Source organism: Aeromonas sp. S11(2024), assembly GCF_041402345.1.
GTDB classification, from domain to species: Bacteria; Pseudomonadota; Gammaproteobacteria; order Enterobacterales; family Aeromonadaceae; genus Aeromonas; species Aeromonas veronii.
Map to the genome: position 1 here is coordinate 22,105 of NZ_JBGLRC010000025.1, position 25,862 is coordinate 47,966.

Annotated in this window: 20 protein-coding genes; 12 read left to right on the forward strand and 8 right to left on the reverse strand. The window is 61.1% G+C overall.

Annotated elements, in window-relative coordinates:
• Positions 1-120: 120 nt before the first annotated feature.
• Positions 121-885 carry a sulfate transporter CysZ gene (gene cysZ / locus ACB040_RS16855; protein WP_005338455.1) on the reverse strand — a complete coding sequence of 255 codons (765 nt, stop codon included), beginning with the start codon at positions 883-885 and terminating at the stop codon, positions 121-123.
• Positions 886-1,098: 213 nt separating this feature from the next.
• On the opposite strand from cysZ, the gene ACB040_RS16860 reads away from it, so the two are divergent.
• The 3 genes from ACB040_RS16860 to ligA all read left to right on the forward strand — a co-directional run bounded on the left by ACB040_RS16860 (position 1,099) and on the right by ligA (position 7,764).
• Positions 1,099-4,473 (forward strand): AAA family ATPase, encoded by a 3,375-nt coding sequence (locus tag ACB040_RS16860; protein WP_338774140.1) that lies wholly within the window; start codon positions 1,099-1,101, stop codon positions 4,471-4,473.
• Positions 4,474-4,488: 15 nt separating this feature from the next.
• The gene (gene zipA, locus ACB040_RS16865) at positions 4,489-5,658 is read left to right on the forward strand and encodes a cell division protein ZipA (protein WP_040066671.1); all 1,170 of its coding nucleotides are present in this window, start codon (positions 4,489-4,491) and stop codon (positions 5,656-5,658) included.
• A 99-nt stretch (positions 5,659-5,757) separates the two neighbouring features.
• Complete coding sequence (ligA, locus tag ACB040_RS16870; RefSeq protein ID WP_371155707.1) at positions 5,758-7,764, forward strand: NAD-dependent DNA ligase LigA; 2,007 nt, start codon at positions 5,758-5,760, stop codon at positions 7,762-7,764.
• A 78-nt stretch (positions 7,765-7,842) separates the two neighbouring features.
• Here the strand turns inward: ligA and ACB040_RS16875 are convergent, their stop codons facing one another.
• Entirely contained in the window at positions 7,843-8,817 is a 975-nt protein-coding gene (locus ACB040_RS16875) for an ABC transporter substrate-binding protein (protein ID WP_371155705.1), read from the reverse strand.
• Between the two features lie 443 nt (positions 8,818-9,260).
• Here ACB040_RS16875 and nrdD point away from each other — a divergent pair, with 443 nt between their 5' ends.
• The 4 genes from nrdD to ACB040_RS16895 all read left to right on the forward strand — a co-directional run bounded on the left by nrdD (position 9,261) and on the right by ACB040_RS16895 (position 12,792).
• Positions 9,261-11,378, forward strand: a complete 2,118-nt coding sequence (gene nrdD, locus ACB040_RS16880; RefSeq protein ID WP_371155703.1) for an anaerobic ribonucleoside-triphosphate reductase — start codon at positions 9,261-9,263, stop codon at positions 11,376-11,378.
• Between the two features lie 100 nt (positions 11,379-11,478).
• Positions 11,479-11,988 carry an anaerobic ribonucleoside-triphosphate reductase-activating protein gene (gene nrdG, locus ACB040_RS16885; RefSeq protein WP_371155701.1) on the forward strand — a complete coding sequence of 170 codons (510 nt, stop codon included), beginning with the start codon at positions 11,479-11,481 and terminating at the stop codon, positions 11,986-11,988.
• Between the two features lie 64 nt (positions 11,989-12,052).
• Positions 12,053-12,223, forward strand: a complete 171-nt coding sequence (locus ACB040_RS16890; RefSeq protein ID WP_005338440.1) for a YqaE/Pmp3 family membrane protein — start codon at positions 12,053-12,055, stop codon at positions 12,221-12,223.
• A 176-nt stretch (positions 12,224-12,399) separates the two neighbouring features.
• The gene (locus tag ACB040_RS16895; protein WP_139432726.1) at positions 12,400-12,792 is read left to right on the forward strand and encodes a TonB family protein; all 393 of its coding nucleotides are present in this window, start codon (positions 12,400-12,402) and stop codon (positions 12,790-12,792) included.
• A 56-nt stretch (positions 12,793-12,848) separates the two neighbouring features.
• Here the strand turns inward: ACB040_RS16895 and ACB040_RS16900 are convergent, their stop codons facing one another.
• From ACB040_RS16900 to ACB040_RS16915, 4 genes are all read right to left on the reverse strand, one after another.
• The gene (locus tag ACB040_RS16900) at positions 12,849-13,205 is read right to left on the reverse strand and encodes an MliC family protein (protein WP_005349873.1); all 357 of its coding nucleotides are present in this window, start codon (positions 13,203-13,205) and stop codon (positions 12,849-12,851) included.
• Between the two features lie 238 nt (positions 13,206-13,443).
• Positions 13,444-14,541 (reverse strand): DUF2955 domain-containing protein, encoded by a 1,098-nt coding sequence (locus ACB040_RS16905; protein ID WP_213390061.1) that lies wholly within the window; start codon positions 14,539-14,541, stop codon positions 13,444-13,446.
• Entirely contained in the window at positions 14,531-15,586 is a 1,056-nt protein-coding gene (locus tag ACB040_RS16910) for an HlyD family secretion protein (protein WP_371155697.1), read from the reverse strand. Before ACB040_RS16910 ends, ACB040_RS16905 begins: the two co-directional genes overlap by 11 nt.
• Before the next feature lies 1 nt (position 15,587).
• The gene (locus tag ACB040_RS16915; RefSeq protein WP_371155695.1) at positions 15,588-16,100 is read right to left on the reverse strand and encodes a MarR family transcriptional regulator; all 513 of its coding nucleotides are present in this window, start codon (positions 16,098-16,100) and stop codon (positions 15,588-15,590) included.
• A gap of 986 nt (positions 16,101-17,086) precedes the next feature.
• Between ACB040_RS16915 and ACB040_RS16920 the strand changes: the two genes are divergently transcribed.
• From ACB040_RS16920 to ACB040_RS16935, 4 genes are read left to right on the forward strand one after another with little or no spacing between them, the layout of a single operon-like run.
• Positions 17,087-18,403, forward strand: a complete 1,317-nt coding sequence (locus ACB040_RS16920; protein WP_331378974.1) for a 2-hydroxycarboxylate transporter family protein — start codon at positions 17,087-17,089, stop codon at positions 18,401-18,403.
• Between the two features lie 23 nt (positions 18,404-18,426).
• Entirely contained in the window at positions 18,427-19,977 is a 1,551-nt protein-coding gene (locus tag ACB040_RS16925) for an NAD-dependent malic enzyme (RefSeq protein ID WP_371155692.1), read from the forward strand.
• A gap of 17 nt (positions 19,978-19,994) precedes the next feature.
• Positions 19,995-21,563 (forward strand): ATP-binding protein, encoded by a 1,569-nt coding sequence (locus tag ACB040_RS16930; RefSeq protein ID WP_371155690.1) that lies wholly within the window; start codon positions 19,995-19,997, stop codon positions 21,561-21,563.
• Between the two features lie 3 nt (positions 21,564-21,566).
• Complete coding sequence (locus ACB040_RS16935; RefSeq protein ID WP_005338420.1) at positions 21,567-22,262, forward strand: response regulator; 696 nt, start codon at positions 21,567-21,569, stop codon at positions 22,260-22,262.
• Positions 22,263-22,343: 81 nt separating this feature from the next.
• Here ACB040_RS16935 and ACB040_RS16940 read toward each other — a convergent pair whose 3' ends face one another.
• Positions 22,344-23,243 (reverse strand): DMT family transporter, encoded by a 900-nt coding sequence (locus ACB040_RS16940; RefSeq protein ID WP_371155688.1) that lies wholly within the window; start codon positions 23,241-23,243, stop codon positions 22,344-22,346.
• A 234-nt stretch (positions 23,244-23,477) separates the two neighbouring features.
• On the opposite strand from ACB040_RS16940, the gene ACB040_RS16945 reads away from it, so the two are divergent.
• Positions 23,478-24,263: a helix-turn-helix transcriptional regulator gene (locus ACB040_RS16945; RefSeq protein ID WP_371155686.1), complete on the forward strand. Its 786-nt coding sequence runs from the start codon at positions 23,478-23,480 to the stop codon at positions 24,261-24,263.
• Between the two features lie 80 nt (positions 24,264-24,343).
• Here ACB040_RS16945 and ACB040_RS16950 read toward each other — a convergent pair whose 3' ends face one another.
• Positions 24,344-25,861 (reverse strand): aldehyde dehydrogenase family protein, encoded by a 1,518-nt coding sequence (locus tag ACB040_RS16950; RefSeq protein ID WP_042079825.1) that lies wholly within the window; start codon positions 25,859-25,861, stop codon positions 24,344-24,346.
• Position 25,862: the final 1 nt, after the last annotated feature.

Genomic DNA, 25,862 nt, shown 5'->3' on the forward strand with positions numbered 1-25,862 from the left:
CAGAATCCTACCAATTCGTGTCATATGGGACAAGCTATCGAATGCATGCATTAATTTAATTCATGCTAAATACGAAAAAGGCACCGTTTCGGGTGCCTTTTTCTAATCAATGTTCAAGAGTTAGCGCCCCAGCTGCTCCTGCCGGTAGTGATCGACCCACATGGCGGTGGCGCCACAGATGGCGACCGGCATCACGAAGAGGTTCACCACCGGAATGGCGGAGAAGAGGGTCACCAAAGCGCCAAAGCTGAGGCATTTTCCGCGGCGCTGCTTCAAGGCGTCGCGCATGGTAATGAAGTCGATCTTGTGGTTGTCGAACGGATAATCCACATACTGGATCGCCATCATCCAGGCGCTGAACAGGAACCAGAGCACCGGCGCCAGGGTCTGGCCCACCACCGGGATCAGAAACAGGATCAGGCAGCCGATGGCCTTGGGCAGGTAATACTTCAGCTTGGTCCATTCGCGGCCGAAGGTGCGTGGCACATCCTTGACGATATCCAGCATGCCGCTGTCATTGGCGGGCTGGCCGGTGAGGATCTGCTCCACCTTCTCCGCCAGCAGGCCGTTGAAGGGGGCGGCTACCCAGTTGGCAACCGAGCTGAAGATAAAGGAGAAGACCACCAGTATGGTGATGAGGGCGATGGGCCACAGCAGGTAGTCCAGCCAGTCGAGCCAGGCGGGGATCTGCTGGTGGAGCCAGGCGAACAGGCCGTCCAGTTGCAGCAGCAGGGCATAGAAGGCCCCGGCAAACAGCACGAAGTTGACCAGCAGGGGGATCAGCACAAAGGTGCGGATGCCCGGTTGGCGAATAAGGGAAAACCCGCGCAGAAAGTAGTCTGCACCGCTGATTGAATCTTTGACCATATGGGGTGATTGGCTCATGTGAGCTCCATCTATGCATGGGAGAACTGCCAGCATATTACAAACAAGCCTTTGATTTGGTAAAGTCGCCGACTATTCCTTATTTCGTGCCGTGGCGACCAAAAGTCGGGCATGAATGGGGATGATGCCTGCATATTACAAACAAAGCCGGGTCTGGATTTGGTAAAATCGCCTGCCCGCCTCCTCTTTATTTAGCCACTGATACAGGTCGCCATGCGTCTGAAACTGATCAAACTCGCCGGCTTCAAGTCGTTCGTCGAGCCGACCCGCATCGAACTGTCGGCAGACATGACCGCCGTGGTGGGCCCTAATGGCTGTGGCAAATCCAACGTCATCGACGCGGTGCGCTGGGTGTTGGGGGAGAGCTCCGCCCGTCATCTGCGCGGCGAGAACATGACCGATGTCATCTTCAACGGCTCTATCAATCGCAGTGCGCACGGGCGCGCCTCGGTCGAGCTGGTGTTCGACAATCCCCACAACCGGGTGCCCGGCGAGTTCGGCCGCTTTACCGAGATCTCGGTGCGCCGCGAAGTGCTGCGCGACGGCTCCAACCACTATCAGATCAACGGCCAGAAGTGCCGCCGCAAGGATGTGACCGACCTCTTCCTCGGCACCGGTCTTGGCCCCCGCAGCTACGCCATTATCGAGCAGGGCACTGTCAGCCGACTGGTGGAGTCGCGCCCGGCCGATCTCAAGCTCTTTATGGAAGAGGCCGCCGGGGTCTCCCGTTACAAGGAGCGGCGCCGCGAGACCGAGCAGCGCATTCGCCACACTCAGGAGAACCTAGAGCGCCTCGGCGATATTCGCGGCGAGCTGGGTTCGCGCCTTGAGCACCTCAAAGCCCAGGCCGAAACCGCCGAACGCTACAAACAGCTCAAGAGTCGTTCGCGCGCCGCTCGCGCCGAGCTGATTGGCTCCGAGTTGTGGGCGCTGGAGACGCGCCTTGGCGAGGCCAAAACCGAACTGGCACATGCCGAGCAGGCGCTGGCGGCGCTCGATGCCAAGCGTACCGCCGATGAGGGGCGCCACGTCACCCTGTCGGTCGCCAGACAAGAGGCGCAAGCCGAGCAGGCGAGCCGTCAGCAACAGATTTTTCTCGGCGGGCAGGCCATCGCCCGTCTCGAACAGCAGCAACTGCACCAGAGTGAACTGGGGCGCGACTGGCAGGCCCGTGCAGAGGCGCTGGGCGAGCGGATTGCCACCCGCAAGGCGCAGCTGGCCAGCCAGCAGGATCAACTGACCGAAGGGGTATTGCGCGCTGAGCAGGAGAGCGCTCGGCTGGAGCAGTGTGAGCAGTTGCTTACCGAGCAGCAGGAGGCTCGCCAGCACGCCAGCGAGCAACTGGAACAAGCCCGCTTGCGCCAGCAGCAGTGGCAGCAACAGTTGGCCGGGGTGCAGGGGCAACTCAATCAGACCCGTACCCGGTTGGGTGGTTTGCAGGAGCTGCAAGCCAAGACCCGGCTGGCGCGCCTCAAGCTGGAAGATGAACGCGCTGGCCCCCTCGGTACAGAGGCCGACGATCTGCAACCGGCCCTCGATGCCCTGAGTGGTGAGCTGGAGCTGACGCGGGCGGCCAATGGCGAGTTGACCGAGCAGCTGGCGCAGGCGGTCGACACCCATGAACAACTCAAGCAGCAGCATGGCCAGCAGTTGAGCCTGCAACGGGAGCTGGAGGCGCGGCTGGCGACCCTGGATCAGATCCTCGGTGAACAGATGGAGGGGGCGACTCTGGCCGACCGGTTGCAGGTTGCCCCCGAGTGGGCACAGGCGCTCGATAAAGTGCTGGGTCGCTGGCTCACCGCAACGCCGGCGGACGAGTGCAATCTGGCGCAAGAGGGGCTCTGGATTGGCCCGGCGCAACCGGCGGTTGCCGGTACGCTGGCGGCGCAACTGGGTGGTGAGCATATTCCTGCCTTCCTCAACGCCATCTGGCTGGTGGAGAGCCGGGAGGCCGCATTGGCCCGCCAGCCAAGCCTTGCGGCCGGTGAGTCGGTACTGACTCCTGCTGGCGACTGGCTGGGGCCAAACTGGGCAGATCTGGGGCAGGGCGTGGCGCTCGGCACCATGGCGCTGCTCGGTGAGCGTGAGCGGTTGCATACCGAGCAGGATAAGGTTGCCGCGGGGCTGGCACAGCTGAGCGAGCAACTTGTCTCAGCCGATGCCCGGCGTGCCCAGCTTGCCAGTGCGCAGGAGTTGTCGCAGCGAACCTTGCGCGAGCAAGAGCTGAAATGGCAACAACTGCGCGAAGCCTGGAGCCTGCAACAGGGTCAGCGGCAGGAGCGGTTGCAGCGGCTCGGTCAGCTCGGCGAAGAGCTGATCCGGCTCGATCAGGAGCAGGCCGAAGAGGCAGCGCGACTGGCCAGCGCCCGTGAACAACTGGAACTCGATGAGGCGCGCCTTGCCGAGTTGCAGGAGCAGGGGGAGCCGCTGACGCAAGGGTTACAGGTTGCTCAGGAGCAGCTGACCCGCAGCGAGCGGGCGGTCGACGAGGCCCGTGCGCGCCGCGAGCAGCAACAAGCGACCTGCCAGCGTTTGCAACTGGAGTTGGGCAATCTGCGCCAACTCATTACCTTGGGCGAAGAGGAGTTGGCGAGGCTAGGGCTGGAGCTGGCAGGGCTGAAAGGGCCGGATAGCGAGGCAGTGCCGGATCTGGCGCCCCTGCTGGCCGAGCAGCGCAATCTGGAGGCGCAGCAGCTCGCCTGTCATCAACGGCTTGCGGAGCTGGAGCGCCAGCTCGGTGAGCTGGAACAGGCCAGAAGTGCTGATCACAAGCAGCTGGTGACTCTGCAAGAGAAGCTGGCAACCCTGCGCCTTGAGCGCGAACGTAACCTCACCCGTCGACAAGGGCTGCACGAGCAGTTCGAAGAGCTGGGGGTTCGACTGGTAGATCTCGATCAGGCGGTGTTGATCGCCGCTGATCGCGGCAAGCTGCGGCAGGAGATCCAGACCCTGGAGGCGCAAGTGGAGGCGCTCGGCGCCATCAACCTGGCGGCGCTGGAGGAGTACGAAGAGGCGAAAACCCGGGCAACCTATCTTGAAAATCAGTGCCAGGATCTTGAGCAAGCGCTGGAAACCTTGAGCCAAGCCATTAAAAGAATTGATAAAGAGACACAAATACGGTTCCGGGACACTTTCGATAAGGTCAACGAAGATTTAAAATCCCTGTTTCCAAAAGTGTTCGGTGGGGGCAGTGCCTGGCTTGAGCTCACCTCCGATGATCTTTTGGAGGCCGGAGTGAGCATCATGGCGAGACCTCCGGGTAAGAAGAATGCTACCATTGCCCTGCTTTCCGGGGGGGAGAAGGCGTTAACCGCGCTTGCGCTGGTTTTTGCCATCTTCAGACTCAACCCAGCACCTTTTTGTCTGCTGGATGAGGTGGATGCACCGCTCGATGAAGTGAACGTCGGTCGCTTCTGTTCTCTTGTCAAAGAGATGTCGAGCACAGTACAGTTCGTTTACATCAGTCATAATAAGGTCTCCATGGAGATGGCTGAGCAGCTGGTTGGCGTCACGATGCAAGAGCCCGGGGTTTCTCGCATTGTGTCGGTCGATATCGGTGAAGCCGTCGCTTTGGCTGAGCAAAACTAGAAAGAGAAGCAGCTAATGCAGGAATTGCGTTACATCTTGGTTGCCCTGGGCGGTATTGCTATTGCGGCATTGCTCATTCACGGGTTGTGGAGCAACAAAAAGAATCGTCAGGCACCGATCAAAGAGAAACCGATTGGACGGATGGACTCCAAGTCGCGGGATCGTGATAACGACGCCTTCGACAGCGATGGCATCGGCCAGGTACGCGTGGTCAGTGGTGGCCGTCGTGCCGAGCCCAAGCTGCGCAGTGAAGAGAGCCGCCAGCCGGAACTCGGTCGTCGCCCTGCCGTCCCCGCCTTTGATGATGAAGATGACGAGGACGATCTGCCGCCGCCCGTAGTGCGCAAGCCTGCTGCCCGCCCGGTTCCGCCGCCTCCTGTCTATGAAGAGGAGGAAGCGTTCGACGAACCGCTGCCCGAGGAGATCGACGAGGCGCCCGCCGCGCCGGTGCGCAAACCTGCTCAGGTCAATCGTCGTACCCCGGTCTACCGTTCCCGTCCCCAGCGCGAGCCCATGATGCAGTCGCTGGATGACGAGCCGCTGGTCGAGCCCGCTTACGCGACCGCCCCGACTTTTGGTGCCCGTGCAGAGACAGTCCGTACCGCCGACACCGTTCGTGCCGAACCGGTGCGTGCTCCCGAGCCGGAATATCAGCCGCAGCCCCGTCATGTGGCTCCCGAGCCTGTTTATGAAGAGCCGGCCTATGTGGCACCTGCTCCTGTGGTGGAAGAGCCGCGCATGGCGCCCCAGCCGGTCGAGAAGATCTGGCAGGATGTCTATGTCATCAACCTGATGGGCCGTCCGGGTCACGACTTGCAAGGTGCGACCCTGCTCTCATCCCTGATGGCGCTGGGCTTCAAGTTTGGCGAGATGGATATTTTCCACCGTCACGAAGATCCCAACGGCAAGGGTGAAGTGCTCTTCTCCATGATCAATATGGTCAAGCCGGGCACCTTCAATCCGTACCGGATGGAACAGTTCACCACGCCGGGTGTCTCCCTGTTCATGCAACTGCCGCTGCGCAGCAATGCCGCGTTTGCCTTCGAGGACATGCTGCAGGCTGCCGATCAGTTGGCCAGCGATCTCGATGCCATGCTGACAGATATGGATCGCAGCCCGCTGAGCGACGAGACCATTGCCCGTTACCGTCACGAGCTGGCTGCCTACGAGGCCAGCCGCGACTAATACGCCATGCGGGTCGAGTGAAGAAAAAGTGCGGTACCCTGGTACCGCATTTTTGTTTCTACCCCGGCCGGATGTTCAATCACACTTCGAGACTTTTTCATGAGCGACACCCTCTCCCGCCACCGTCAATTGTGTGAACTGCTTACCGAATATGGTCACCAGTACTATGTGCTGGATAACCCCACAGTGCCGGATGCCGAATACGATCGCCTGATGCGCGAGCTGATTGTGCTGGAGGCCGAGCATCCCGAGCTGAAAACACCGGCGTCACCCAGCGTGCGTGTCGGCGGTCAGCCGCTGACAGCCTTCAAACAGGTGCGCCGCGAGATCCCCATGCTCAGTCTGGATAACGTCTTTAGCAGCGAAGAGTTGCAGGCGTTCGAACAACGGATGAGCGATCGCCTCAAGCGTGACGTGCGTTTCACCTTCTGCTGCGAGCCCAAGCTCGATGGTCTGGCGGTGAGCCTGCTCTATGTAAATGGTCAGCTGGTGCAGGCGGCCACCCGGGGCGATGGCGCCACCGGTGAGGAGATCACCGAGAACGTGCGTACCATCAAGGCCATTCCGCTCGCATTGCGGGGCTCTGGCTGGCCCGATCGGCTGGAGGTGCGTGGCGAAGTGTTTATGCCCAAGGCAGGTTTTGAGGCGATGAACGCCAAGGCGCTGGCAGCGGGCGAGAAGGTGTTCGTCAACCCGCGCAACGCCGCCGCCGGCAGCCTGCGTCAACTCGATTCACGCATCACCGCCAGCCGTCCCCTGAGCTTTTACGCTTACGGTGTCGGTGTTGGCGGCGAGCTGCTCGGTGACTCTCACTTTGGTCGCCTCAATCAGCTCAAGGAGTGGGGGCTGCCGCTTAGTCCCGAGGTGAAGCTCAAAGAGGGGGCCGCCGGTTGTCAGGAGTTCCACGACGACATTCTGGCCCGCCGTGGCGAGCTCCCTTACGAGATCGACGGCGTGGTCTACAAGGTGGATGCCATCGCCCTGCAAGAGGAGCTGGGCTTTGTGGCCCGCGCCCCGCGCTGGGCGACCGCCCACAAGTTCCCGGCGCAGGAAGAGATGACTCTGCTTGAGAACGTCGAGTTTCAGGTCGGCCGCACCGGCGCCGTGACTCCGGTGGCCAAGCTCAAACCGGTGTTTGTTGGCGGCGTCACCGTCTCCAACGCCACTTTGCACAACGCCGACGAGATTGAACGCCTTGGCGTGATGATTGGCGATACCGTGATCGTGCGCCGGGCAGGGGATGTGATCCCGCAGATCGTCGCCGTGGTGGAGGCGCAGCGCCCAAGCGACGCCCGAGCGATCCTCTTCCCGACCGAGTGCCCGGTGTGTGGCTCTGCGGTCGAGCGGCTGGAAGGAGAGGCGGTTGCCCGCTGCTCCGGTGGCCTGTTCTGCGAGGCGCAGCGCAAGGAGGCGATCAAGCACTTCGCCGCCCGTCGCGCCATGGATGTGGACGGCCTTGGCGACAAGATTGTCGAGCAACTGGTAGACAAGGGGCTGGTGAAGACTCCCGCCGATCTCTTCAGCCTCAATGCTATCCAGCTGGCAGGTCTTGAGCGGATGGGGCAAAAATCGGCCCTCAATCTGGTAGCCGCCATCGATGCGGCCCGCAGCACCACCTTGCCGCGCTTCCTGTTTGCTCTGGGGATCCGCGAAGTGGGGGAGGCGACTGCGCTCAACCTTGCCAACCACTTCCTCACCCTGGATGCCCTGCGCGCAGCCTCGGTGGAGCAGCTGCTCGAAGTGGCCGATGTGGGCGATGTGGTGGCCAAGCATGTCTACTACTTCCTGCGTCAGCCCCACAACGTGGAGGTGTTGGAAGCCTTGCTGGCTGCCGGCATCAACTGGCCAGCCATCGAGAAGAAAGAGGCCGCGGAGCAACCCTTTGCCGGCAAGACCTTCGTGCTAACCGGCACCCTGACCACCTTGTCGCGCAACGACGCCAAGGCGGCATTGCAGGCGCTGGGAGCCAAGGTGGCGGGTTCGGTATCTGCCAAGACCGATGTGCTGGTCGCGGGGGAGGCGGCCGGTTCCAAGCTGACCAAAGCACAAGAGCTGGGTATCACCATCTGGACCGAAGAGGAGCTGCAACAGGCGTTGCAGGGCTGATAGCCCTCACCAATCCTAACCGCAGCACCGGATAAAAGAGAACCCGGCATGGCCGGGTTCTCTTTTTTGTTTCGGCGGTCACTCACGCCAGAGGATCTTGTGGCGCCATTTGTCGGGCACTGTGAGCTGCCAGCGGGCCAGCTCGCTCTTGCTGAAGACATATTCGCCGCGCAGGGCCGCGCGCGGGGAGATGGTACGGGGCAGGGTGCCCGCCAGTATGGTGTTGATGAGACTGGCTGCCTGTATCCCCTGATCGTGTCCGTCCAGCACCAGCCCGCCGATGGCCATCCCCTTGCCGACGGTAAATTCCCAGAAACAGAAGAGCGGCACCGGCGTGTTGGCGCTGGTCCACTCCAGCACCGTCTTTTCGCTCACATGCTTGCCATTGTCATCGACCAGCGTGTGGTAGAGGCCGAGGAAGATCGCCTGATAGCCGTTCTTCTTGGCGTTGAGCACCGCCTCCTGCCATAGGCTGTAATCCCCCATCAGCTGGCTGTTGATCCGGGTCTGACCGACCCGCAGCTCGGTCTGGGTCTTGAATTCATCCTCAATGGCAGTGAGGGCCACATTGCTGGAATCAAACAGCACCAGCGCCTTGTCGAGCCCCCCCATCATCTGACTTATTTCGCTGATGTTGCGTTTGAGCAGGGGGCGCTCCAGCACGCCGGTGATCTTGGGGTGGCCGACAAAGCCCTTGAGGCGCGGGTTCTCGTTCATGCCAAGAAATACCACTGGAGTGCCCAGCGAGGCGATCTCGTTGGCCAGATAGTTGATGGCGTTGTCATCCCCCAATACTACCAGATCCGGTTTGCTCTTCAGATAAAAGGCGATGGCTTGCTGGGCTATTTCGTCGAACTTCTCCCGTGGATGGCGTTTGGTATCCATATAGAAGTGAGTGAGCTTGTGCTCCCCCTGCAAGCCATCGAGCAGCCCTTTGTTGTAGCTTTGGTCCCACAGGTATTCGGGATGGTAGCTGCTGATCACCAGAATGTTGGCGGCCCAGAGCGGCAGAGAGAGGGTGGATAGCAGTAGCAACAGCAGGGAGGTGCGCATGAGTTGTCCCTTGTCGAGGGGAGAGAGTTCTTGTTCAGTATGGGCGGTTTTGGTTGGCGCTGTCATCTCGAAACCGGTGCGGCGGGGGGCAATTTTTTCCGGGTGGGCGGATCGGACGCCAGCCCGCACCCTGCTTGAGGTTGGATTTGAATGGGGCTCTATTGGGTTGGTCGTGAACTGTCCCGCTCGCTGAAAAACCTGTTCTGGATCAAGAAATGAGGCTTCGCTTTGGTGCCTAATAGACACCACATATAGGGACGCATTCGTTTTTAATCCCTATATGTTGTGTTATTAAGCTGTGTATAAGCTGTTCCCCTCCTATCTTCAGCCCAGGCTTGTCAAGCCTCGGCTGAATTTATTTGCGTCCAGGACGAGATGCCGGGAGGGGGGCCCAACAAGGGTGAGCCAGAGGCAAATGCCTGGCCTTTTAACGGGGAAAATTCATGAAACCGGTTGTGATCAAACGTGACGGATGTCGCGCACCATTCAATGCCCAGCTGATTGCAGAGGCGGTCAGCCGTGCGGCGGAAGCGGTCAATCAGGCCAATCCGGTACTGGCCTCCCGCATTGCCAATGCGGTGAGTCAGGAGCTGGAAGGGCGTGGTGAAGTTGATATCCACGAGATCCAGAACCGGGTCGAAAACCACCTGATGGCTTCCGACGACAAGGCCATCGCCCGTGCCTATATCGAATATCGCCACGACAGGGATCAGGCTCGCGAGGCGCGCGGCCGTCTGGCGCAGGAGATCCGCGGTCTGGTTGAGCAGACCAATGCCGCCCTGCTCAACGAGAATGCCAACAAAGACTCCAAGGTGATCCCGACCCAGCGCGACTTGCTGGCCGGTATCGTCGCCAAGCACTATGCCACCAGCCACATGCTGCCCCGTGATGTGGTTCAGGCTCATGAGAGCGGTGATCTGCACTTCCACGATCTCGATTACTCACCTTTCTTCCCGATGTTCAACTGCATGTTGATCGATCTGAAAGGGATGCTGACCCACGGCTTCAAGATGGGCAATGCGGAGATCGATACCCCGAAATCCATCAGCACCGCCACGGCCGTGACCGCCCAGATCATCGCCCAGGTGGCGAGCCACATCTATGGTGGTACCACCATCAACCGCATCGACGAAGTGTTGGCACCCTATGTGACCATCAGCTGGCAGAAACACCGTGAAGTGGCCGAAGAGTGGGGCATTGCCGACGTAGAAGCCTACGCCATGGCCCGCACCGAGAAAGAGTGCTACGACGCCTTCCAGTCGCTGGAGTACGAGGTCAACACCCTGCACACCGCCAACGGTCAGACGCCGTTTGTCACCTTCGGCTTTGGTCTGGGGGACAGCTGGGAGTCGCGGATGATCCAGCGTGCCATCCTCAGCAACCGTATCGCTGGCCTTGGCAAGAACAAGAAGACCGCCGTGTTCCCGAAACTGGTGTTCGCCATCAAGGATGGCCTCAACCACAAGCAGGGCGATCCCAACTACGACATCAAGCAGTTGGCGCTGGAGTGTGCCTCCAAGCGGATGTATCCGGACATCCTCAACTACGACCAGGTCGTGAAAGTGACCGGCTCCTTCAAGACCCCCATGGGTTGCCGCTCCTTCCTCGGTGCCTACGAGGAGAATGGCGAGCTGATCCACGAAGGTCGCAACAACCTGGGTGTCGTGAGCCTCAACCTGCCGCGCATTGCCCTGAAATCCCGTGACGAAGCGGATTTCTGGGATCGTCTCGATGCCTCCCTGCGGGTCGCCAAGAAGGCGCTGATGTACCGCATCACCCGTCTGGACGGGGTGAAAGCGCGGGTTGCTCCGATCCTCTATATGGAAGGGGCTTGCGGCGTGCGGCTGAAGGCGGACGACAACGTCAGCGAGATCTTCAAGAACGGTCGTGCCTCCATTTCCCTCGGTTATATCGGGGTTCACGAGACCATCAACGCCCTGTTTGGTGACAAGGTGCACCTGTTTGACAGCGCCGAGCTGCAACAGAAGGCCATCGCCATCATCGCCCGTCTCAGGGCGGCCATCGATGAGTGGAAAGAGGAGACTGGCTACGGCTTCAGCCTCTACTCCACCCCGAGCGAGAACCTCTGCACCCGCTTCTGCCGCATCGATGCCAAGGAGTTTGGCGTGGTATCCGGCGTGACCGACAAGGGTTACTACACCAACAGCTTCCACCTCGATGTGGAGAAGCAGGTCAATCCGTACGACAAGCTGGACTTCGAGGCGCCCTATCCGCCCATCGCCAGCGGTGGCTTCATCTGCTACGGCGAGTACCCCAACATCCAGCACAATCTGGAAGCGCTGGAAAACGTCTGGGATTACAGCTATGACAAGGTGCCTTACTACGGTACCAACACTCCCATCGACGAGTGCTACGACTGCGGCTTTACCGGCGAATTCGAGTGTACCTCCAAGGGCTTTACCTGCCCGCGCTGCGGTAACCACGACCCCGCCAAGGTGTCGGTGACCCGCCGTGTCTGCGGCTACCTCGGCAGCCCGGATGCACGCCCCTTCAATGCGGGCAAGCAGGAAGAAGTAAAGCGCCGCGTCAAACATATGTAAGCGCACAGGCGATGAAGAGCTGGCCCCTGACTCAAGGGGCCATTTTCATTGGAGGGCGGCAGTTATGCCGCTGTCCCGTGAACGAGGCAGGAAACAAACGATGCACTACCACCAATACTACCCGGTCGATGTGATCAACGGCCCCGGCACCCGTGCCACTCTGTTTGTCTCGGGCTGCGAACATCAGTGCCCGGGTTGCTACAACCAGAGCACCTGGCGGCTCGATGGCGGCAAGCCGTTCGATGAGACGATGAGCGATCGCATCATTGCGGATCTCAACGACAGCCGCATCAAACGGCGAGGTCTGTCGCTCTCCGGTGGCGATCCGCTCCACCCGGCCAACGTGCCCCACGTGCTGGCGCTGGTGAAACGGGTGCGCGCCGAGTGTCCGGGCAAGGATATCTGGTGCTGGACCGGCTATCTGCTCGGCGAACTGTCAGAAGCCCAGCGCGAGCTGGTGGCCTTGTTGGATGTGCTGGTGGATGGCAAGTATGAAAAGGAGTTGGCAGACCCCGGCCTGCTCTGGCGTGGCAGCAGCAATCAGCAGATCCACGATCTCAATGCCTGGCGTGATGCGGGTGAGCGAATTCCCTGTCTGGTTTGCAGTTGAAGTCCGGGATGTTTATGGTTAGCCCATTCCAATCCTGACGACATTTTTGAAAAGGAGAGCCGAGATGAACAATCTGCTCAAGATCCTGCTGGCCATTTTCCTGCCCCCTGTGTGCGCGTTTATCCAGGTGGGCTTTAGCCTGCACTTTTTAATCAACATAGTGCTGACCCTGATGGGCGGTCTGCCGGGCATGGTCCATGCGCTCTGGTTGGTGGTGAGCGACAAGCGCGGCTGATGCCAGCGTATGGTTAGTGAGCTTATTGACGATAAAAGGGCCAACCTCTCGGGGTTGGCCCTTTTGTTAATGTTCATACGAATACTTTTTCGTTAGGATGGGTGACTGACCAAGCGGGCCGCGTTGAGCGCCCTGCAGTCCGGCAACAAGCACCGGCAAAGAACAAGGAGCGTTACATGAAGTGGAAAGTCGCAGTATGGTCAGGTCTGGCAGTGACACTGTTGCTGGGGTGCTCATCCCGTCAGGAGGTGGCGCAGGAGCGCGCTCCGATCGCTATCCCTCTCGAGCAGTTGTCCAGCTACTGGGTTCAGGAGAAGCAGTGGTCATGGCTTGGCAATGACGAGCCCGTCCTGCCGGCCAAACCGGTCAAGGGGTATGTGGAAGTTCGCTATCAAATTGACGCCAGTGGCACGCCGGTCAAGCCGGAAGTGGTGGCGGCCGAGCCCCCCGGCGAGCTGGAACAGAGCGCGCTGGCGACCCTCTCGCGGATCCGCTACAGCCCGGCAGAGGGCAACCCGGATGCCGTTCCGGTCGAGGTGACCAACCGTTTCGAAATCGAGATCAACTGATCCCCCATCACTCGGATGCCAGAGAAAGAGAGACCCCGGCCAGGCCGGGGTCACGTTTATTGCTGTTTGCAGTCGTTGTAGGCGGTCTGCCACTCGCCATCCTGATCCCGCAGCTCGACAAAGCCCTCATCCCCCTTGTTCCACCAGACGGCCTCATGTTCGTCCGTATAGCGGGCTCCGGAGGCCGAGACGGCCTGGGGCAGGGTGTAATCCTTGCCGTCCGGCAGTGACAGCTTGATAAAGTTGAGGCTCTCGTCGGAGAGGGAGAAGTAGCGCACCTGCACCTTTTTGCCCTGCTCGCACTGGTAACTGACCGGTTCGCCACCAGTGACTGAGAGGGTATTGCCCTGATTGCAGCCAGCGAGTAGGCCGAGGGCCAGCGCACCAGCGGCCATCATATGTACCTTATTCATGATTACAGCTCCATTGGTGTCATACGGGCGTGAGCCTAACAGGTTGCTGTTATTGTGCAATCCGCACGGCCATTCGGTGCGTCGCTGGCTGTCCGGCCTGCCTGCCTCGGAGGTACTTCTAATTTGCGACAGGGATGGCGAGGTAGGAGTAAACGCGGAAGACAAAAAAACGCCCCGGCAGGCGACGGGGCGAAAGAGAGCTCATCCATGGGCTGACAACAGTGCTTACAACAGGAAATCAATAACCGAAGCGGGTCGCCTCGAAGCGGTTGAGCAACCGGTGGACGAGGTAGCAGGCCAGCAGGGTGACCACGATGGCAAACAGGATGCTGCTCACCCGGTAGAGGGCGCTGAACACCAGATCGTTGCCCGGGGTGAGGTACTGGCCAAACAGGATGCCGAGGGTAGTGAGGGCGCCAAAGCCGACCCCGGAGCCGCCCGCCTCCTTGACGTGGGCATGGCTGAACAGCATGGCGCCAAGCCACAGCAGTGGAGCAACCAGCAGCAGTTGCCCTGACCAGTCATAGAGCAGCAACTGGCCGAGCAGGCCGAAGGTGACACCCAGCAAGGTACCCATCGCCCGTTTGCGGGCATAACTCAGCGCACCGTTCCAGTGCATGGGGAACAGCACCAGCAAGGTCGTGGCCTGGGCAGACATGGAGTCGCGCAGGTCAAACACCTGAAATACCAGAAACGACAGGGTGGCCACCGTGGCACCCAGCAGGGCTTCATGGCGCATCCGGTGCGGTGCCTTGGGGGCCGAGGCGGGCTTGGGTCTGGCCTCCACATCCGGGATCAGCATGGTCATGAGGTAGGCGATCAGCACCGACAGCACGCTCGCCCAGATATTGTTGAGGATCAGGTCGTTGAGGTCGGTCTGCGGATAGCTGGCAAAGTGCAGCATGATGCTGAGGCTCAGTACCCCGTTGGCCCCGAACAGAAACAGGCTGCCCCGCGACATGGCGGCGAAGCGGTAGAGAAACAGCAGAAAGGCGATGGGGGTCATCAGCGCCGGATGGCTGCCAAACAGTCCCCCCAGCAGCCCGACCTCCACCCCACAGACCACCGCCGCCGCGATCAGCTGGCGTGCGGCATGGCCATTCATCACCGGCACCATCCCCAGCAGCAGCACCGGTGTGACCGTATAGAAGACCCCGTAATTCCAGCCAAACAGCTTGCAGAGCAAAAAGCCCGTGGTGCAGCCAAAGGCGATGCGCAGGCACTGGCGCAGCTCGTTGCCGGTGAGGGGCCGATACCAGAGGTGAGCGGCAGCACCACCGGCGGGGTGTGCTGGGGCGGTATTGGCCGACGGGTGAGTGGCGTGGTTAGTAGACATAATGGAGCAGGCTGAGCAGGTGGATCTGGCCCCGTGCCAGCATGGCGGTCAGGGCATTGTCCGGAAGCAGTTGCACCGTGGCCCGAGCCCCGGCTGGCAGATGGTCGGGGAGCTGCTCCAGCTCGAGGTGCAGCCGCATCCGCTGGGCATCTCTTACCCAGCGATCCGACTCCACCGGTGCGGCCAGTCGACCGTTGGCATCAAACTGACCGGCACTCACCCCGGCATCCAAACTGCTTACCCGGGCAGGATAGAGCTGACCCGGCTCGCCATCGAAGGCGACCAGTGCGCGGGTTTGCTCACCGATATGGCGCAGGCTCTTCTCCCGAAAATCGGCAATGACGTCCACCTGTTCCGACACCAGCGCCAGCAGCGGGCTGCCAGCGCTGGCGATACTGCCCGGCTTGAGCTGCAGGTTGGTGATGGTGCCATCCTGATCCGCGTGGACCTGGCTGTAAGAGAGGGCCAGCCGCGCTTGCGCCAGCTTGTTGCGGGCCTGGCGCAGCAACAGATTATCCTCACCGGTCACGCCACGACTGGCCTTGATCTGGGCCAGTTTGGCCTGACTGGCGCGCAGGTTGGCCTGGGCGCTGCGCAGGGCGCTGTCAGCTTCATCTTTTTGTTGCAGCGAAACCATGTGACGTTGGTAGAGCGCATCGATGCGCTCAGCCTCGCGCCACTTCTGGCTGGCCAGGGTCTCTTTGGCGTTGATCTCGGCAACGGCGGCGGTCAGGGCGGCATCCAGTTCACTGTTCTGCTGCTCTGCCTGCGCCAGCGCAAGGCGGGCCTGCTCCACCGCCAGTTCAAAAGGGGCCGGATCCAGCCTGAACAGCAGATCCCCCTTCTTGACCTGCTGGTTGTTGTGAACGGCGACCTCGATCACCTTGCCGCTCACCTGGGGGGCCAGCTTGGTGACCACCCGGGTCGCCATCGCCTGAGGGGTGAGGGGCATCAGCAGGTCGGCTATCAGAAAATAGGCAAACAATGTGGCAAAGCCAGCCATGGACCATTTGATCCAGCGGGTAAATTGTTGATCCGGAGTCATCTTATTCTCTCTCTGTGTCGGTCTCGGGAGGGCTTGTATCGCCTCCGGCTTGTCGGTTGTGGTGTTGTTCAATTTTGCTGAGGGCGTTGGCCGAGATCCGCTGCACCGTGGTTTCAAACAGCTGCAGGGTCTGCTCGTCGATGCCCCCCAGCAGCTCGCGGCGGATATTCATGATGCGGTCGGCGATCTGATCGAGCAGGGTCTGGCCAGCCGGGGTCACGCAGACGATGCGGGCCCGCTTGTCCTGACTGCAGCAGTGGCGCTCAATCAGTCCCTGCTCTTCCAGCTGGCCCAGGGTGCGCATCAGGGATGGGAGCTCTATCTCGAGGGCTTCGGCCAGGGTCTTCTGGCTGACATGGTTCCCCATGCGGGAGAGTTTCCACAGCGCGGTCCAGCGGGGATGGGTGAGGCCAAGGGGAGCCAGCTCCAGGTCGGCGGCAGTACGCCATAGCCGGTGCATCCGCGCTATCTGCTCGGCGAGCGACAGCTCGCGCAACCTTTCCAGATCCGTCATCTTCTCATCCTCAATGTACTTAGCATGCTAACTATCATACTTGTTTAGCAGGCTAAGTAAATAGTGTGATGCTGATCATGTTTCTGGTCGGAGCTTTCGCTGGTGCGAGTTGGCAGCATTCGAGCCCCTGATATTATTTTCGGGGCTGATCCACTCGAGGCTCTCTTGCCGCTTTGGATATTGCGCCGTGAATGGAGGATATCCGGTGGTTATTTTCATGAAATTTTCAGCTTCAGCGAGCAGCTCTTTTTTTATCCGCTAATATTGATGGGGTTATAAAACAAGGGGGAAACGGGTTGTGGATGGATATGACAGTGGATGTGTGTATCTGGCAATTGAAGCTCTGTTGAGTGATGGAGAATATGGTGCAGAGTCACACCATGGCGTGAATCGGGAAGGCGCTATCAGAAGTACCGATATCAGTCATGATTTTGACCCCGCCAATATTCCATTGCTGTTGGCAGAATAGACCTGACCGTGTGTGATCCTTGTGAGTTCAAGCCAGTGCTCTGGTATTCGCTGGCTTGACTCATCACTATTTCAATCTCCCCTTTTTGCATCTTTCTCCTCACCATTTTTCATCGTGCGTGCTTCCTGCACGCCGACTCAAACACTGATGTGGCACGTCGTGGCACTCGCGTCATGGTGATGACATGGCCCGCTGATTATCACTCACAGGATCTGTGGCGATAAATGGTCGCAGAGCTTGTCATCTGGCTCTGTTATTTCCCCGAAGGGGGGAGTTCATCGCATCGTTATTACTGCTGATCATCCAAATATCCGCCATTATGGTCGCTCGTTTTATCACCCTGTTTCCTGACTTGGTCGGGTATCGGATGTCTGGTGTTCTATTGTGCTGCGCACGTTAGCGACACCATGATGTTTAAGTTTTTAATGTTTTTATATGGCTTTGCAATCTGGCTAACCGACAGGGGCGAGGGGGATCAATAAAGTAGCGGCCACAATCACACGCAGAGTACATAACAATGAAAAACCTCTCCCCCCTACAAACCACACAAGAAAAGGCCGCCTTTATGGGCGGCCAACAAATTGCGGGTATGCCGCTCTTTATATTTCTGGGGTTGGCGACCTGTGTTCTCTTTTCTGGCTGGAATGGCTCGCTGCCGCTGGGCATGGTCGGTGCGCTGGCGCTGATGTTCGTGCTGGGCACCCTGCTGACCGAGCTGGGGGAGCGGATCATGCCGATCCGTGAATATCTGGGGGGCGGCACCATCCTCGCCATCTTTGGCGGCGCCGCCCTGTTCGAATACCAGCTGCTGCCGGTGCAGGCGGGGCAGGTCATCACCAACTTCATGAAGGAGGGAGGCTTTCTCAACTTCTTTATCGCCAGTCTGGTGACTGGCTCCGTGTTTGGCATGAGCGGCGCTTTGCTGAAAAATGCCGCCATGCGCTACCTGCCGGTCATTCTTGGCGGCGTGACGCTGGCACTGCTGAGCGTGGGGCTGGTCGGTTCCCTGATGGGGTATGGCTTCAAGAATGCGGTGCTGCTGATCGGCCTGCCCATCATGGGCGGTGGCATGGGCGCCGGTGCGGTGCCGTTGGTGGAGATCCTCTCCGGCCCGATGCAGATGTCCAGTGCGGACCTATTGTCACGCATGGTACCGGCGGTGGTGATCGCCAATACCCTGGCCATTCTGGTGGGCTCCCTGCTGGCGCGGCTCGGTCGCCGTTATCCCTCCCTGACCGGCAACGGCAAGCTGATGGTCAAGGAAAATAGCCAGAGCATTGCTGACGAGCAGGCCGAAGCGCCGACCCTGCAGAGTCTCGGCATGGGCCTTTTCATCAGCTCCAGCATGTTTGTGCTGGGCTCCCTGCTTGGCAACTTTATCCCCATGCACCCCTTCGCCCTGATGATTTTGGCCGTCGCCTTTATCAAGGTGAGCGGCCTGCTGCCGCGCCGTTATGAGCAGGCGGCGGCCGACTGGTATCAGTTTGTGGTGAGCAACCTCACTCCTTCCCTGCTGGTGGGGATCGGCGTCGCCTATACCAGTATTCCCGAGCTCATCAGCGCCTTCTCCATCAGCTACTTCGTGCTGGTCATGGTCACAGTGATCGGTGGTGCCCTCGGCGCGGCGCTGGTGGGCCGGATGATCGGTTTCTATCCCATCGAGGCAGCCATCACCGGCGGGCTCTGTATGGCCAACATGGGCGGCACTGGCGACGTAGCCGTGCTCTCGGCGGCCCAGCGCATGAAGCTGATGCCCTTTGCCCAGATCTCCTCCCGTCTTGGCGGCGCCGTGATGCTGATCCTGGCCACTGCTCTTATCTCCCTGCTCGCCTGATACCGGATTGAGGAACAAACAAAATGAACGACATCATGATGGGCACCAGCCTGCCCTATGCCGAGCGCAAGCGTCAGGGCGTGCGGGGGCGTATGCCCCACAAGGAGGAGTCCCTCTCCCAGCAGCGGCGCCGGATCTACCGGTTGGTCAGCGCCATGCAGAGTCCGTTTGACCAGCATCTGCTGCTGCGCCAGCTGCAGGAGGACAATCCTGTGCTCTTCTACGATCTGGTGCGCCACCACCTGCCGGAGCTGCTGCCGATCATCTACACCCCGGTGGTGGGGGAGGCGTGTCAGCGCCACAGCGATCTTTATCTGCGTAGCCACGGCCTCTACCTCTCCTGGCATGACAGGGACGATCTCGACGATATCCTCGAGTCGGTGGAGCAAGAGGTGGACGTGATTGTCATCTCCGATGGCGAGCGGGTGCTGGGGCTCGGCGATCTCGGTATCGGCGGCATGGGGATCTGTATCGGCAAGCTGGCGCTCTACTCCGCCGCTGGCGGCATTAACCCGGCGCGCACCCTGCCGCTCTGTGTCGATGTGGGCACCAACAACCCCGAGCTGCTGGAGGATGACTCCTACCTCGGCTGGCAATCCCCACGCATCGACGGCGAGAGCTACTACCACTTCATGGACAAGGTGGTCGCCGCCATTCGCAAGCGCTGGCCGCAGGTGGTGCTGCAGTTTGAAGACTTTGCCGGCAAGCATGCCGCCAACCTGCTGACCCGTTATCGCGACGAGCTCTGCATGTTCAACGACGACATTCAGGGGACGGCGGCTGTGGCTTCCGCCTGCGTGCTGGCCGGGTTGCAGCAGGCGGGTACAGCCCTGTGCGATGCCCCGGTACTGATCGTCGGGGCGGGCTCTGCCGGTTGCGGCATCGCCGCCATGCTGGCCCAGCTGGCGGGGAGTCACGACGGCGTCTGGCTGTTTGATCAGGACGGGGTGGTCTGCAGCGATCGCCCCAACCTGACCCGTGCCCAGCAGCCATTTGCCCGTGCCGTGGAGGAGGGGAGCAGTTCGCTGCTGGAGACCATCCGGCAGGTGCGCCCGGCGGTCTTGATTGGCGTGAGCGGTCAGGGCGGCCTCTTTACTGGCGAGGTGCTGCAGGCGATGGGGGAGGTGTGCGATCAGCCGGTGATCCTGCCACTCTCCAACCCGACCCGCAGCGCCGAGGCCACCCCCGAGCAGGTGTGGGCCGCCACAGATGGCCGCGCCCTGCTGGCCACCGGCAGCCCCTTTGCGCCGGTAACGGTGGCCGGGGAGCGGCGGGTAGTCTCCCAGTGCAACAACGTCTATGTCTTCCCGGGGATTGGTCTCGGGGCCTGCGCCGTCAAGGCGCGCCGCATCAGCGATGGCATGTTGCTGGCCGCGGTGCGGGCTGTCGGCGCCTATCCGCTGGTGGCGGGCCGGCTGTTGCCCCCCATCGAGCAGGTGGGAGAGGTGGCCCGCACCGTCGCCAGAGCGGTGGCGCTCTGCGCCCGCGAGGAAGGATTGGCCGATTTTGTCGGCGATCCGGCACCTTTGATTGACCAGACCTGGTGGCATCCGCACTATTGGGTAGCGTCCTGACGTTTTAAGGTATGTGCATGAAACTTCGCCACCAGTTGGTCACCCTCTCTCTTGGGCTCTCCCTGCTGCTGATCCTCATTCTGGGCAGCCTGCTGGCCCTCTTTATCCGTCATCTGCTGGAGAGCAACTTGCAGGATAAGGGGAGCGATCTGGCACGGGTGATGGCTGCGGATACCCGGGTGGTCGAGGCCCTGCGTCAGGGCAGTGATCCTACCCTGCGCGACTATGTGGAGGCGGTCTGCAACCGCACCGACGCCACCTATATGGTGGTGACCGATGAGCATGGTCGCCGCCTCAGCCACCCCAACCCCGATCTGGTGGGTCAGAAGTTCCGCGGCGAGGATATCTGGCCCGCGCTGCAGGAGCTGCGCAGCTACTGCTCCAAGGATCGGGGCACCATGGGGCCGGCGATCCGCTGCTTCTCCCCGGTGGTTGGCGGGGATGGGCGCGTCATGGGTGCCGTGGTGGTGGGCTACCTGATGCAGCAGGTGGAGGGCATCTACATGGAGCGGGTGGCCCTGCTCATCAGCGCCATCGTTGCGGTGCTGGGGTGCGGCCTGCTGCTGGCACTCTGGGTGCAATACCTGCTGCGCAAGACCCTGCTCGATCTGGAGCCGGAGGCGATCGTGCGTCGCTTCACCCTGCAGGATCTGGTGCTGGAGCACATCACCGAAGGGGTTATCGCCCTCGATGGCCGCGGCAATATCAATATGATCAACAGCACCGCCAGCTATCAGCTGCGGCTGCCGGTCACCGGGCGCCACGCCCTGCAGGGACAGTCGCTGGCGGAGCTGGTGCCGCCCCTTGCTCCCTGTCTGGAGCAGGAGGGTGGGGAAGTGAGCTTCACCATTCAGGGGGAGTCCTTTGTCGGTCGCTGGCAGGCGGTGCAGGGCAAGGCGCCGGGGCGGCTGCTGATCTTCAGCCGTCCGGAGGTGGCCGCCAGTCTGGGGGTGCAAGTGACCCATCTGCGCCAGTATGCCGAGATGCTGCGGATGCAGAGCCACGAGTTCGCCAACAAGCTGAGCAGCCTCTCCGGCTTGTTGCAGCTGGGCCATGTGGATCAGGCGGTGGAGCTTATCCAGCAGGAGAACGAAGCGTGCCAGACCATGCTGCAGGAGCTGCTGCGGCTGATCGACAACAAGCCGGTGGCGGGGCTTATTCTCGGCAAGTTCAGCCGGGCCCGCGAGCTGGGGGTGACCCTGGAGCTCGATCCTGACTCGGCGCTGGCGGAGTATCCGGCCTCGGTCTCGGCCGATCTCATTACCCTCATTGGCAACCTGCTGGACAACGGCTTGCAGGCGGCCTGGCGCAACCGCCAGCAGCGGCCGCCCCGGGTGCTGCTCTCTCTGTGCGATGTGGGGCGGCGACTGGTGATCGAGGTGGAGGATAGCGGCGAGGGGGTCGACGAGGAGTTGGCCGATCATCTGTTCGATTACGGGGTGAGTCGCCAGAGCGGCGATCACGGGGTGGGTCTGTTCCTGGTCAAGGAGACCGTGGGTCGGCACGAGGGTGTGATAGAATGGCGGCGAACCGCCGAGCAGACCACCCTGTTTGGTATCTACTTGAATAAAAACCAATTAATGTGAGCCATGGACCCAATAATCACGCTTGTTATTGAAGATGACGATCGGATCGGTGCCATCTTGTCAGAACTGGTGGCTGCGACCCCCGGTTTCTCCCTGCTGGGGCGGGCCGGCACCCTGGCCCAGGCCGATGCCATGATGGCCGGTGTGGTGCCCCAACTGCTGCTGGTGGATGTCTCCCTGCCCGATGGCTCCGGCCTTGAGTGGGTGAGCCGCCTGCGCAGCCACAACCGCGAAGCCTATGTCATCATGGTGACCGCCTCGCGGGATGTGGAGACCATCCAGCAGGCCCTCAATCTGGGGGTTCATGACTACGTCATCAAACCATTGCGGCTGTTTCGCATCCAGCAGAGTCTGGATGAGATCCTGCAACTGCACAGCCGCCTCTGCGAGCGGGGTCGGCTGGAGCAGGAAGATCTCGACAAGCTGCTGGGCAAGGGAGGGCGCTCCCAGATCAAGGAGATGCGCGTCACCCCCAAGGGGATCGACAGCATCACCCTGCGTCAGGTACTGGATCTGCTGGCGGGTGAGCCGGAGAACGTCTTCTCCACCGACACGGTGGCGCTGCGACTCTCCCTCAGCCGCACCACGGCGCGCCGCTATCTGGAGTATCTGGAGTCGGAAGACCGGGTAGATGTTGATCTCAACTATGGTCAGCGGGGGCGACCGGAGCGGCGCTACCGCTGGCGCCGGGCGGGGTGAAGTCGGTTAACTGTCGCTAGAACAGGATAGAAATGAACAAGGGAGCCTGCGGCTCCCTTGTTGTTTTTTGCATGTTGCCCGTCAGGCCGCATTGCGTTCCGGCAGTGGAACACGCTTTTTCAGCTGGGAGATCATCACGCCCCACAGAATAAGCCCGCCACCCAGCAGGTGATAGCCGTGGATCGGCTCGCCCAGGCCGACGACGGCGATCAGCGCCGTACAGAGCGGCATCAGGTTCATAAAGACCGAGGTGCGCTCTGCCCCCATACAGGCGAGGCCGCGCATCCAGCAGTAAGCCGCCAGCAGGGAGGAGGCGAGCCCGGCGAAGAGCACCAGACCCCACCCTTCGGCCGGCACCGCCATCGAGTCGGCACTGAGAGCGAGCGGCACCAGCAGTAGCACGGCCAGCAGGATCTGCATGTAGAGGTTGAGCCAGGGGCCAAACGGCAGTTGCCAGCGGCGGATCAAGAGGCCGTAAAGGGCGTAGCTGGCGGAGCCGAGCAACATCATGCCATCCCCCGGGTTGATGCCGTTATGGAGCAGGGCGAGCGGTTCGCCCTTGCCAAGCAGCCAGAGCACTCCGAACAGGGAGATACTCATGCCGAGCAGTGCCTGTTTGCCGGGACGCTGGCCGAAGAAGAGCGCCCCTTGCAGCAGGGTGAGCAGCGGAATGAGGGAGCCGATCACCCCCATATTGGTGGCCGAGGTGCTGTGGGCGGCGTAGTAGGCCAGACACTGATAGAGCACCATACCGAGCGCCGCCAGCACCAGCAGCTTGCCGAGCCAGGGGCGAACCTCGCTGCGTCGCCGCCATAGGGTGGGCAGACAGAAGGGGGTCAGCGCCAGGGCGGCAATCACCCAGCGATAGAAGGAGATGGCCGCGGGGTCGAGCACGCTGGCGGCCGCCTTGGAAACCACGGTATTGGTAGCCCAGATCAGCACAGCCATCAGCGGAAAGAGAAGAGGGGAAAAGATTCGCATCAGAGGCTCCTTATTAACAGGGGGGCCAAGTCTACCCTTGTCTTTATATTATCAAGTAGCGTAAAACAGACAGATGACCCAGCAGAAAAGACAACTCTTTCTGATGCACCTTATTCCGGCCCACACGGGCAGCGTCTGCCCGCAACTGATGGCTGCTTTTGGCCTGTGCCGGAGACCGAGCCAACAGGGTGTTGCATCACGCCTGTTCCTCTTTTTCGCTGACAAGGGGCGCTGATGGCCACTCACCAGTTTCAGCCGGTAGATGTGGTTCTGCCCGCTCCCAATCCGCTCTATTTCAGTTACCAGCAGATGCTGGCCGACAGTGCGACCGTGCTGCACTCCCACCCCTGGGGCCAGCTCAACATGATCAGCCTGGGGATCATGGAGATAGAGCTGGGGGATCAGCGACTGGTGGCCCCTGCCGACTACCTGATCTGGGTGCCGGCGGATCTCGAGCACACCTCCTACAACGAGCAGACCCTCGACTACACCTCTATCTACGTCAGCCACGAGATGGCGGCCAAGCTGCCGCCAGAGCCCAGATTGCTGCTGCTCACCCCGCTGATCCGCGCCCTGCTGAGCGACTTTTGCGAACGGCGGGTAAGCCATATGGCGGATGAGTGGGATCAGCGTCAGGCCGAGTTGCTGGTGGAGCGACTTGCGCGCACCCGTTGTCAGGAGAGCTACCTGCCGATGAGTCAGGACAAGCTGCTGGCTCCCATGCTGGCGGCGTTGCACAGCGATCCTGCCGATCCCCGTACTCTGGCCCAGTGGGCCGGACAACTGCACACCACAGAGCGCACCCTGGCGCGGCGCTGCCTGCGGGAGTTGGGGATGAGCTTCGGTCAGTGGCGGGCGCGGCTGCGGTTGCTCAAGGCGCTGGCCTGGCTCAAGGGGGACATGCCCATTCAGGAGATTAGCTGGCGGCTCGGTTACGGCTCCACCTCGGCCTTTATCGCCATGTTCAACCGGGAGCTGGGCTGCTCCCCCCAGCGCTATCGCCTACAGTCTGCCCGATAACAAATCGCCGGACATGTCATCTGGTGAAGCAAAACAAGAAGGGCGCACGCAGGCACCCTTTCTGATGACATCCGCTTGCGCTAGAAGAAGCCGAGCGGGTTGATGTCGTGACTCACCAACAGGTTCTTGGTGTTCTGGTAGTGGTCCAGCATCATCTTGTGGGTCTCGCGCCCGATCCCCGACTTTTTGTAACCGCCAAAGGCGGCATGTGCCGGGTAGGCGTGGTAGCAGTTGACCCAGACCCGGCCGGCCTGGATGCCACGCCCCATGCGCCAGGCCAGGTTGCTGTCGCGGGTCCACAGGCCTGCCCCCAACCCGTACTGGGTGTCGTTGGCAATGGCCAGAGCATCCGCCTCGTCCTTGAAGGTGGTGACCCCGAGTGCCGGCCCGAAGATCTCCTCCTGGAATACCCGCATCTTGTTCTGGCCGGAGAAGATGGTGGGCTGGATGTAGAATCCCCCCTCCAGTCCGCTCACCTTGGCCGGGCCGCCGCCGATCAGCATCTTGGCCCCTTCGCCGCGGCCGATCTCCATGTAGCCCAGGATCTTGTCGAACTGCTCGCGGGACGCCTGCGCCCCCACCTGAGTGGCGGTATCGAGGGGGTTGCCCTGCACTATGGTGCGGGCACGGGCCAGCACTCGGTCCATGAAGTCGTCATAGATGCTGGCCTGCACCAGCGCGCGGGAGGGACAGGTACACACTTCCCCCTGGTTGAAGAAGGTCATCAGCATCCCTTCTACCGCCTTGTCGATGTAGCTGCTCTCGTGCTGCATCACGTCGGCGAAGTAGATATTGGGGGACTTGCCCCCCAGCTCCACGGTGGAGGGGATCAGCTTGTCGGCTGCGCAGCGCAGGATATGGGCGCCCACTTCGGTCGAACCGGTAAAGGCCAGTTTCTGGATCCGGTTGCTGGTGGCCAGCGCCTGACCTGCCTCGGCGCCGAAGCCGTTGACCACGTTGACTACGCCGGGGGGCAGGATGTCCTTGATGAGATCCATCATCAGCATGATGGTGACCGGGGTCTGCTCGGCGGGCTTGAGCACGCTGCAGCAACCGGCCGCCAGCACAGGGGCCAGCTTCCAGGCGGCCATCAGCAGCGGGAAGTTCCACGGGATGATCTGGCCGACCACGCCGATGGGCTCCTTGAAGTGGTAGCTGACGGTGTTCTGATCCAGCTCGGCGGCCGAGCCCTCCTGAGCGCGAATGCAGCCAGCGAAGTAGCGGAAGTGATCCACCACCAGCGGCAGGTCGGCGGCCAGGGTTTCGCGCACCGCCTTGCCGTTCTCCCAGGTTTCGGCGATGGCGAGTCGCTCGATGTTCTGCTCGATGCGATCGGCGATACGCAGCAGCAGATTGCTGCGCTCGGTGACGCTGGTCTTGCTCCAGCTGGTGAACGCCTTGTGGGCTGCATCCAGCGCCAGTTCGATATCGGCGGCGTCGGAGCGGGCGACCTCGCAGAATACTTTGCCATCCACCGGCGAGATGTTTTCAAAGTAGCGGCCGGCGCGAGGAGCCACCCACTCACCGCCAATGAAGTTGTCGTAACGGGACTTGAAGCTGACCAGGGCACCTGCCTGACCGGGAGCGGTATAAATCATC

Excerpts from the sequence above, each read along its gene's own strand:
- cysZ (WP_005338455.1), bottom strand. The coding sequence starts at position 885 with ATGAGCCAATCACCCCATATGGTCAAAGATTCAATCAGCGGTGCAGAC.
- ACB040_RS16860 (WP_338774140.1), top strand. The coding sequence starts at position 1,099 with ATGCGTCTGAAACTGATCAAACTCGCCGGCTTCAAGTCGTTCGTCGAG.
- zipA (WP_040066671.1), top strand. The coding sequence starts at position 4,489 with ATGCAGGAATTGCGTTACATCTTGGTTGCCCTGGGCGGTATTGCTATT.
- ligA (WP_371155707.1), top strand. The coding sequence starts at position 5,758 with ATGAGCGACACCCTCTCCCGCCACCGTCAATTGTGTGAACTGCTTACC.
- ACB040_RS16875 (WP_371155705.1), bottom strand. The coding sequence starts at position 8,817 with ATGCGCACCTCCCTGCTGTTGCTACTGCTATCCACCCTCTCTCTGCCG.
- nrdD (WP_371155703.1), top strand. The coding sequence starts at position 9,261 with ATGAAACCGGTTGTGATCAAACGTGACGGATGTCGCGCACCATTCAAT.
- nrdG (WP_371155701.1), top strand. The coding sequence starts at position 11,479 with ATGCACTACCACCAATACTACCCGGTCGATGTGATCAACGGCCCCGGC.
- ACB040_RS16890 (WP_005338440.1), top strand. The coding sequence starts at position 12,053 with ATGAACAATCTGCTCAAGATCCTGCTGGCCATTTTCCTGCCCCCTGTG.
- ACB040_RS16895 (WP_139432726.1), top strand. The coding sequence starts at position 12,400 with ATGAAGTGGAAAGTCGCAGTATGGTCAGGTCTGGCAGTGACACTGTTG.
- ACB040_RS16900 (WP_005349873.1), bottom strand. The coding sequence starts at position 13,205 with ATGAATAAGGTACATATGATGGCCGCTGGTGCGCTGGCCCTCGGCCTA.
- ACB040_RS16905 (WP_213390061.1), bottom strand. The coding sequence starts at position 14,541 with ATGTCTACTAACCACGCCACTCACCCGTCGGCCAATACCGCCCCAGCA.
- ACB040_RS16910 (WP_371155697.1), bottom strand. The coding sequence starts at position 15,586 with ATGACTCCGGATCAACAATTTACCCGCTGGATCAAATGGTCCATGGCT.
- ACB040_RS16915 (WP_371155695.1), bottom strand. The coding sequence starts at position 16,100 with ATGACGGATCTGGAAAGGTTGCGCGAGCTGTCGCTCGCCGAGCAGATA.
- ACB040_RS16920 (WP_331378974.1), top strand. The coding sequence starts at position 17,087 with ATGAAAAACCTCTCCCCCCTACAAACCACACAAGAAAAGGCCGCCTTT.
- ACB040_RS16925 (WP_371155692.1), top strand. The coding sequence starts at position 18,427 with ATGAACGACATCATGATGGGCACCAGCCTGCCCTATGCCGAGCGCAAG.
- ACB040_RS16930 (WP_371155690.1), top strand. The coding sequence starts at position 19,995 with ATGAAACTTCGCCACCAGTTGGTCACCCTCTCTCTTGGGCTCTCCCTG.
- ACB040_RS16935 (WP_005338420.1), top strand. The coding sequence starts at position 21,567 with ATGGACCCAATAATCACGCTTGTTATTGAAGATGACGATCGGATCGGT.
- ACB040_RS16940 (WP_371155688.1), bottom strand. The coding sequence starts at position 23,243 with ATGCGAATCTTTTCCCCTCTTCTCTTTCCGCTGATGGCTGTGCTGATC.
- ACB040_RS16945 (WP_371155686.1), top strand. The coding sequence starts at position 23,478 with ATGGCCACTCACCAGTTTCAGCCGGTAGATGTGGTTCTGCCCGCTCCC.
- ACB040_RS16950 (WP_042079825.1), bottom strand. The coding sequence starts at position 25,861 with ATGATTTATACCGCTCCCGGTCAGGCAGGTGCCCTGGTCAGCTTCAAG.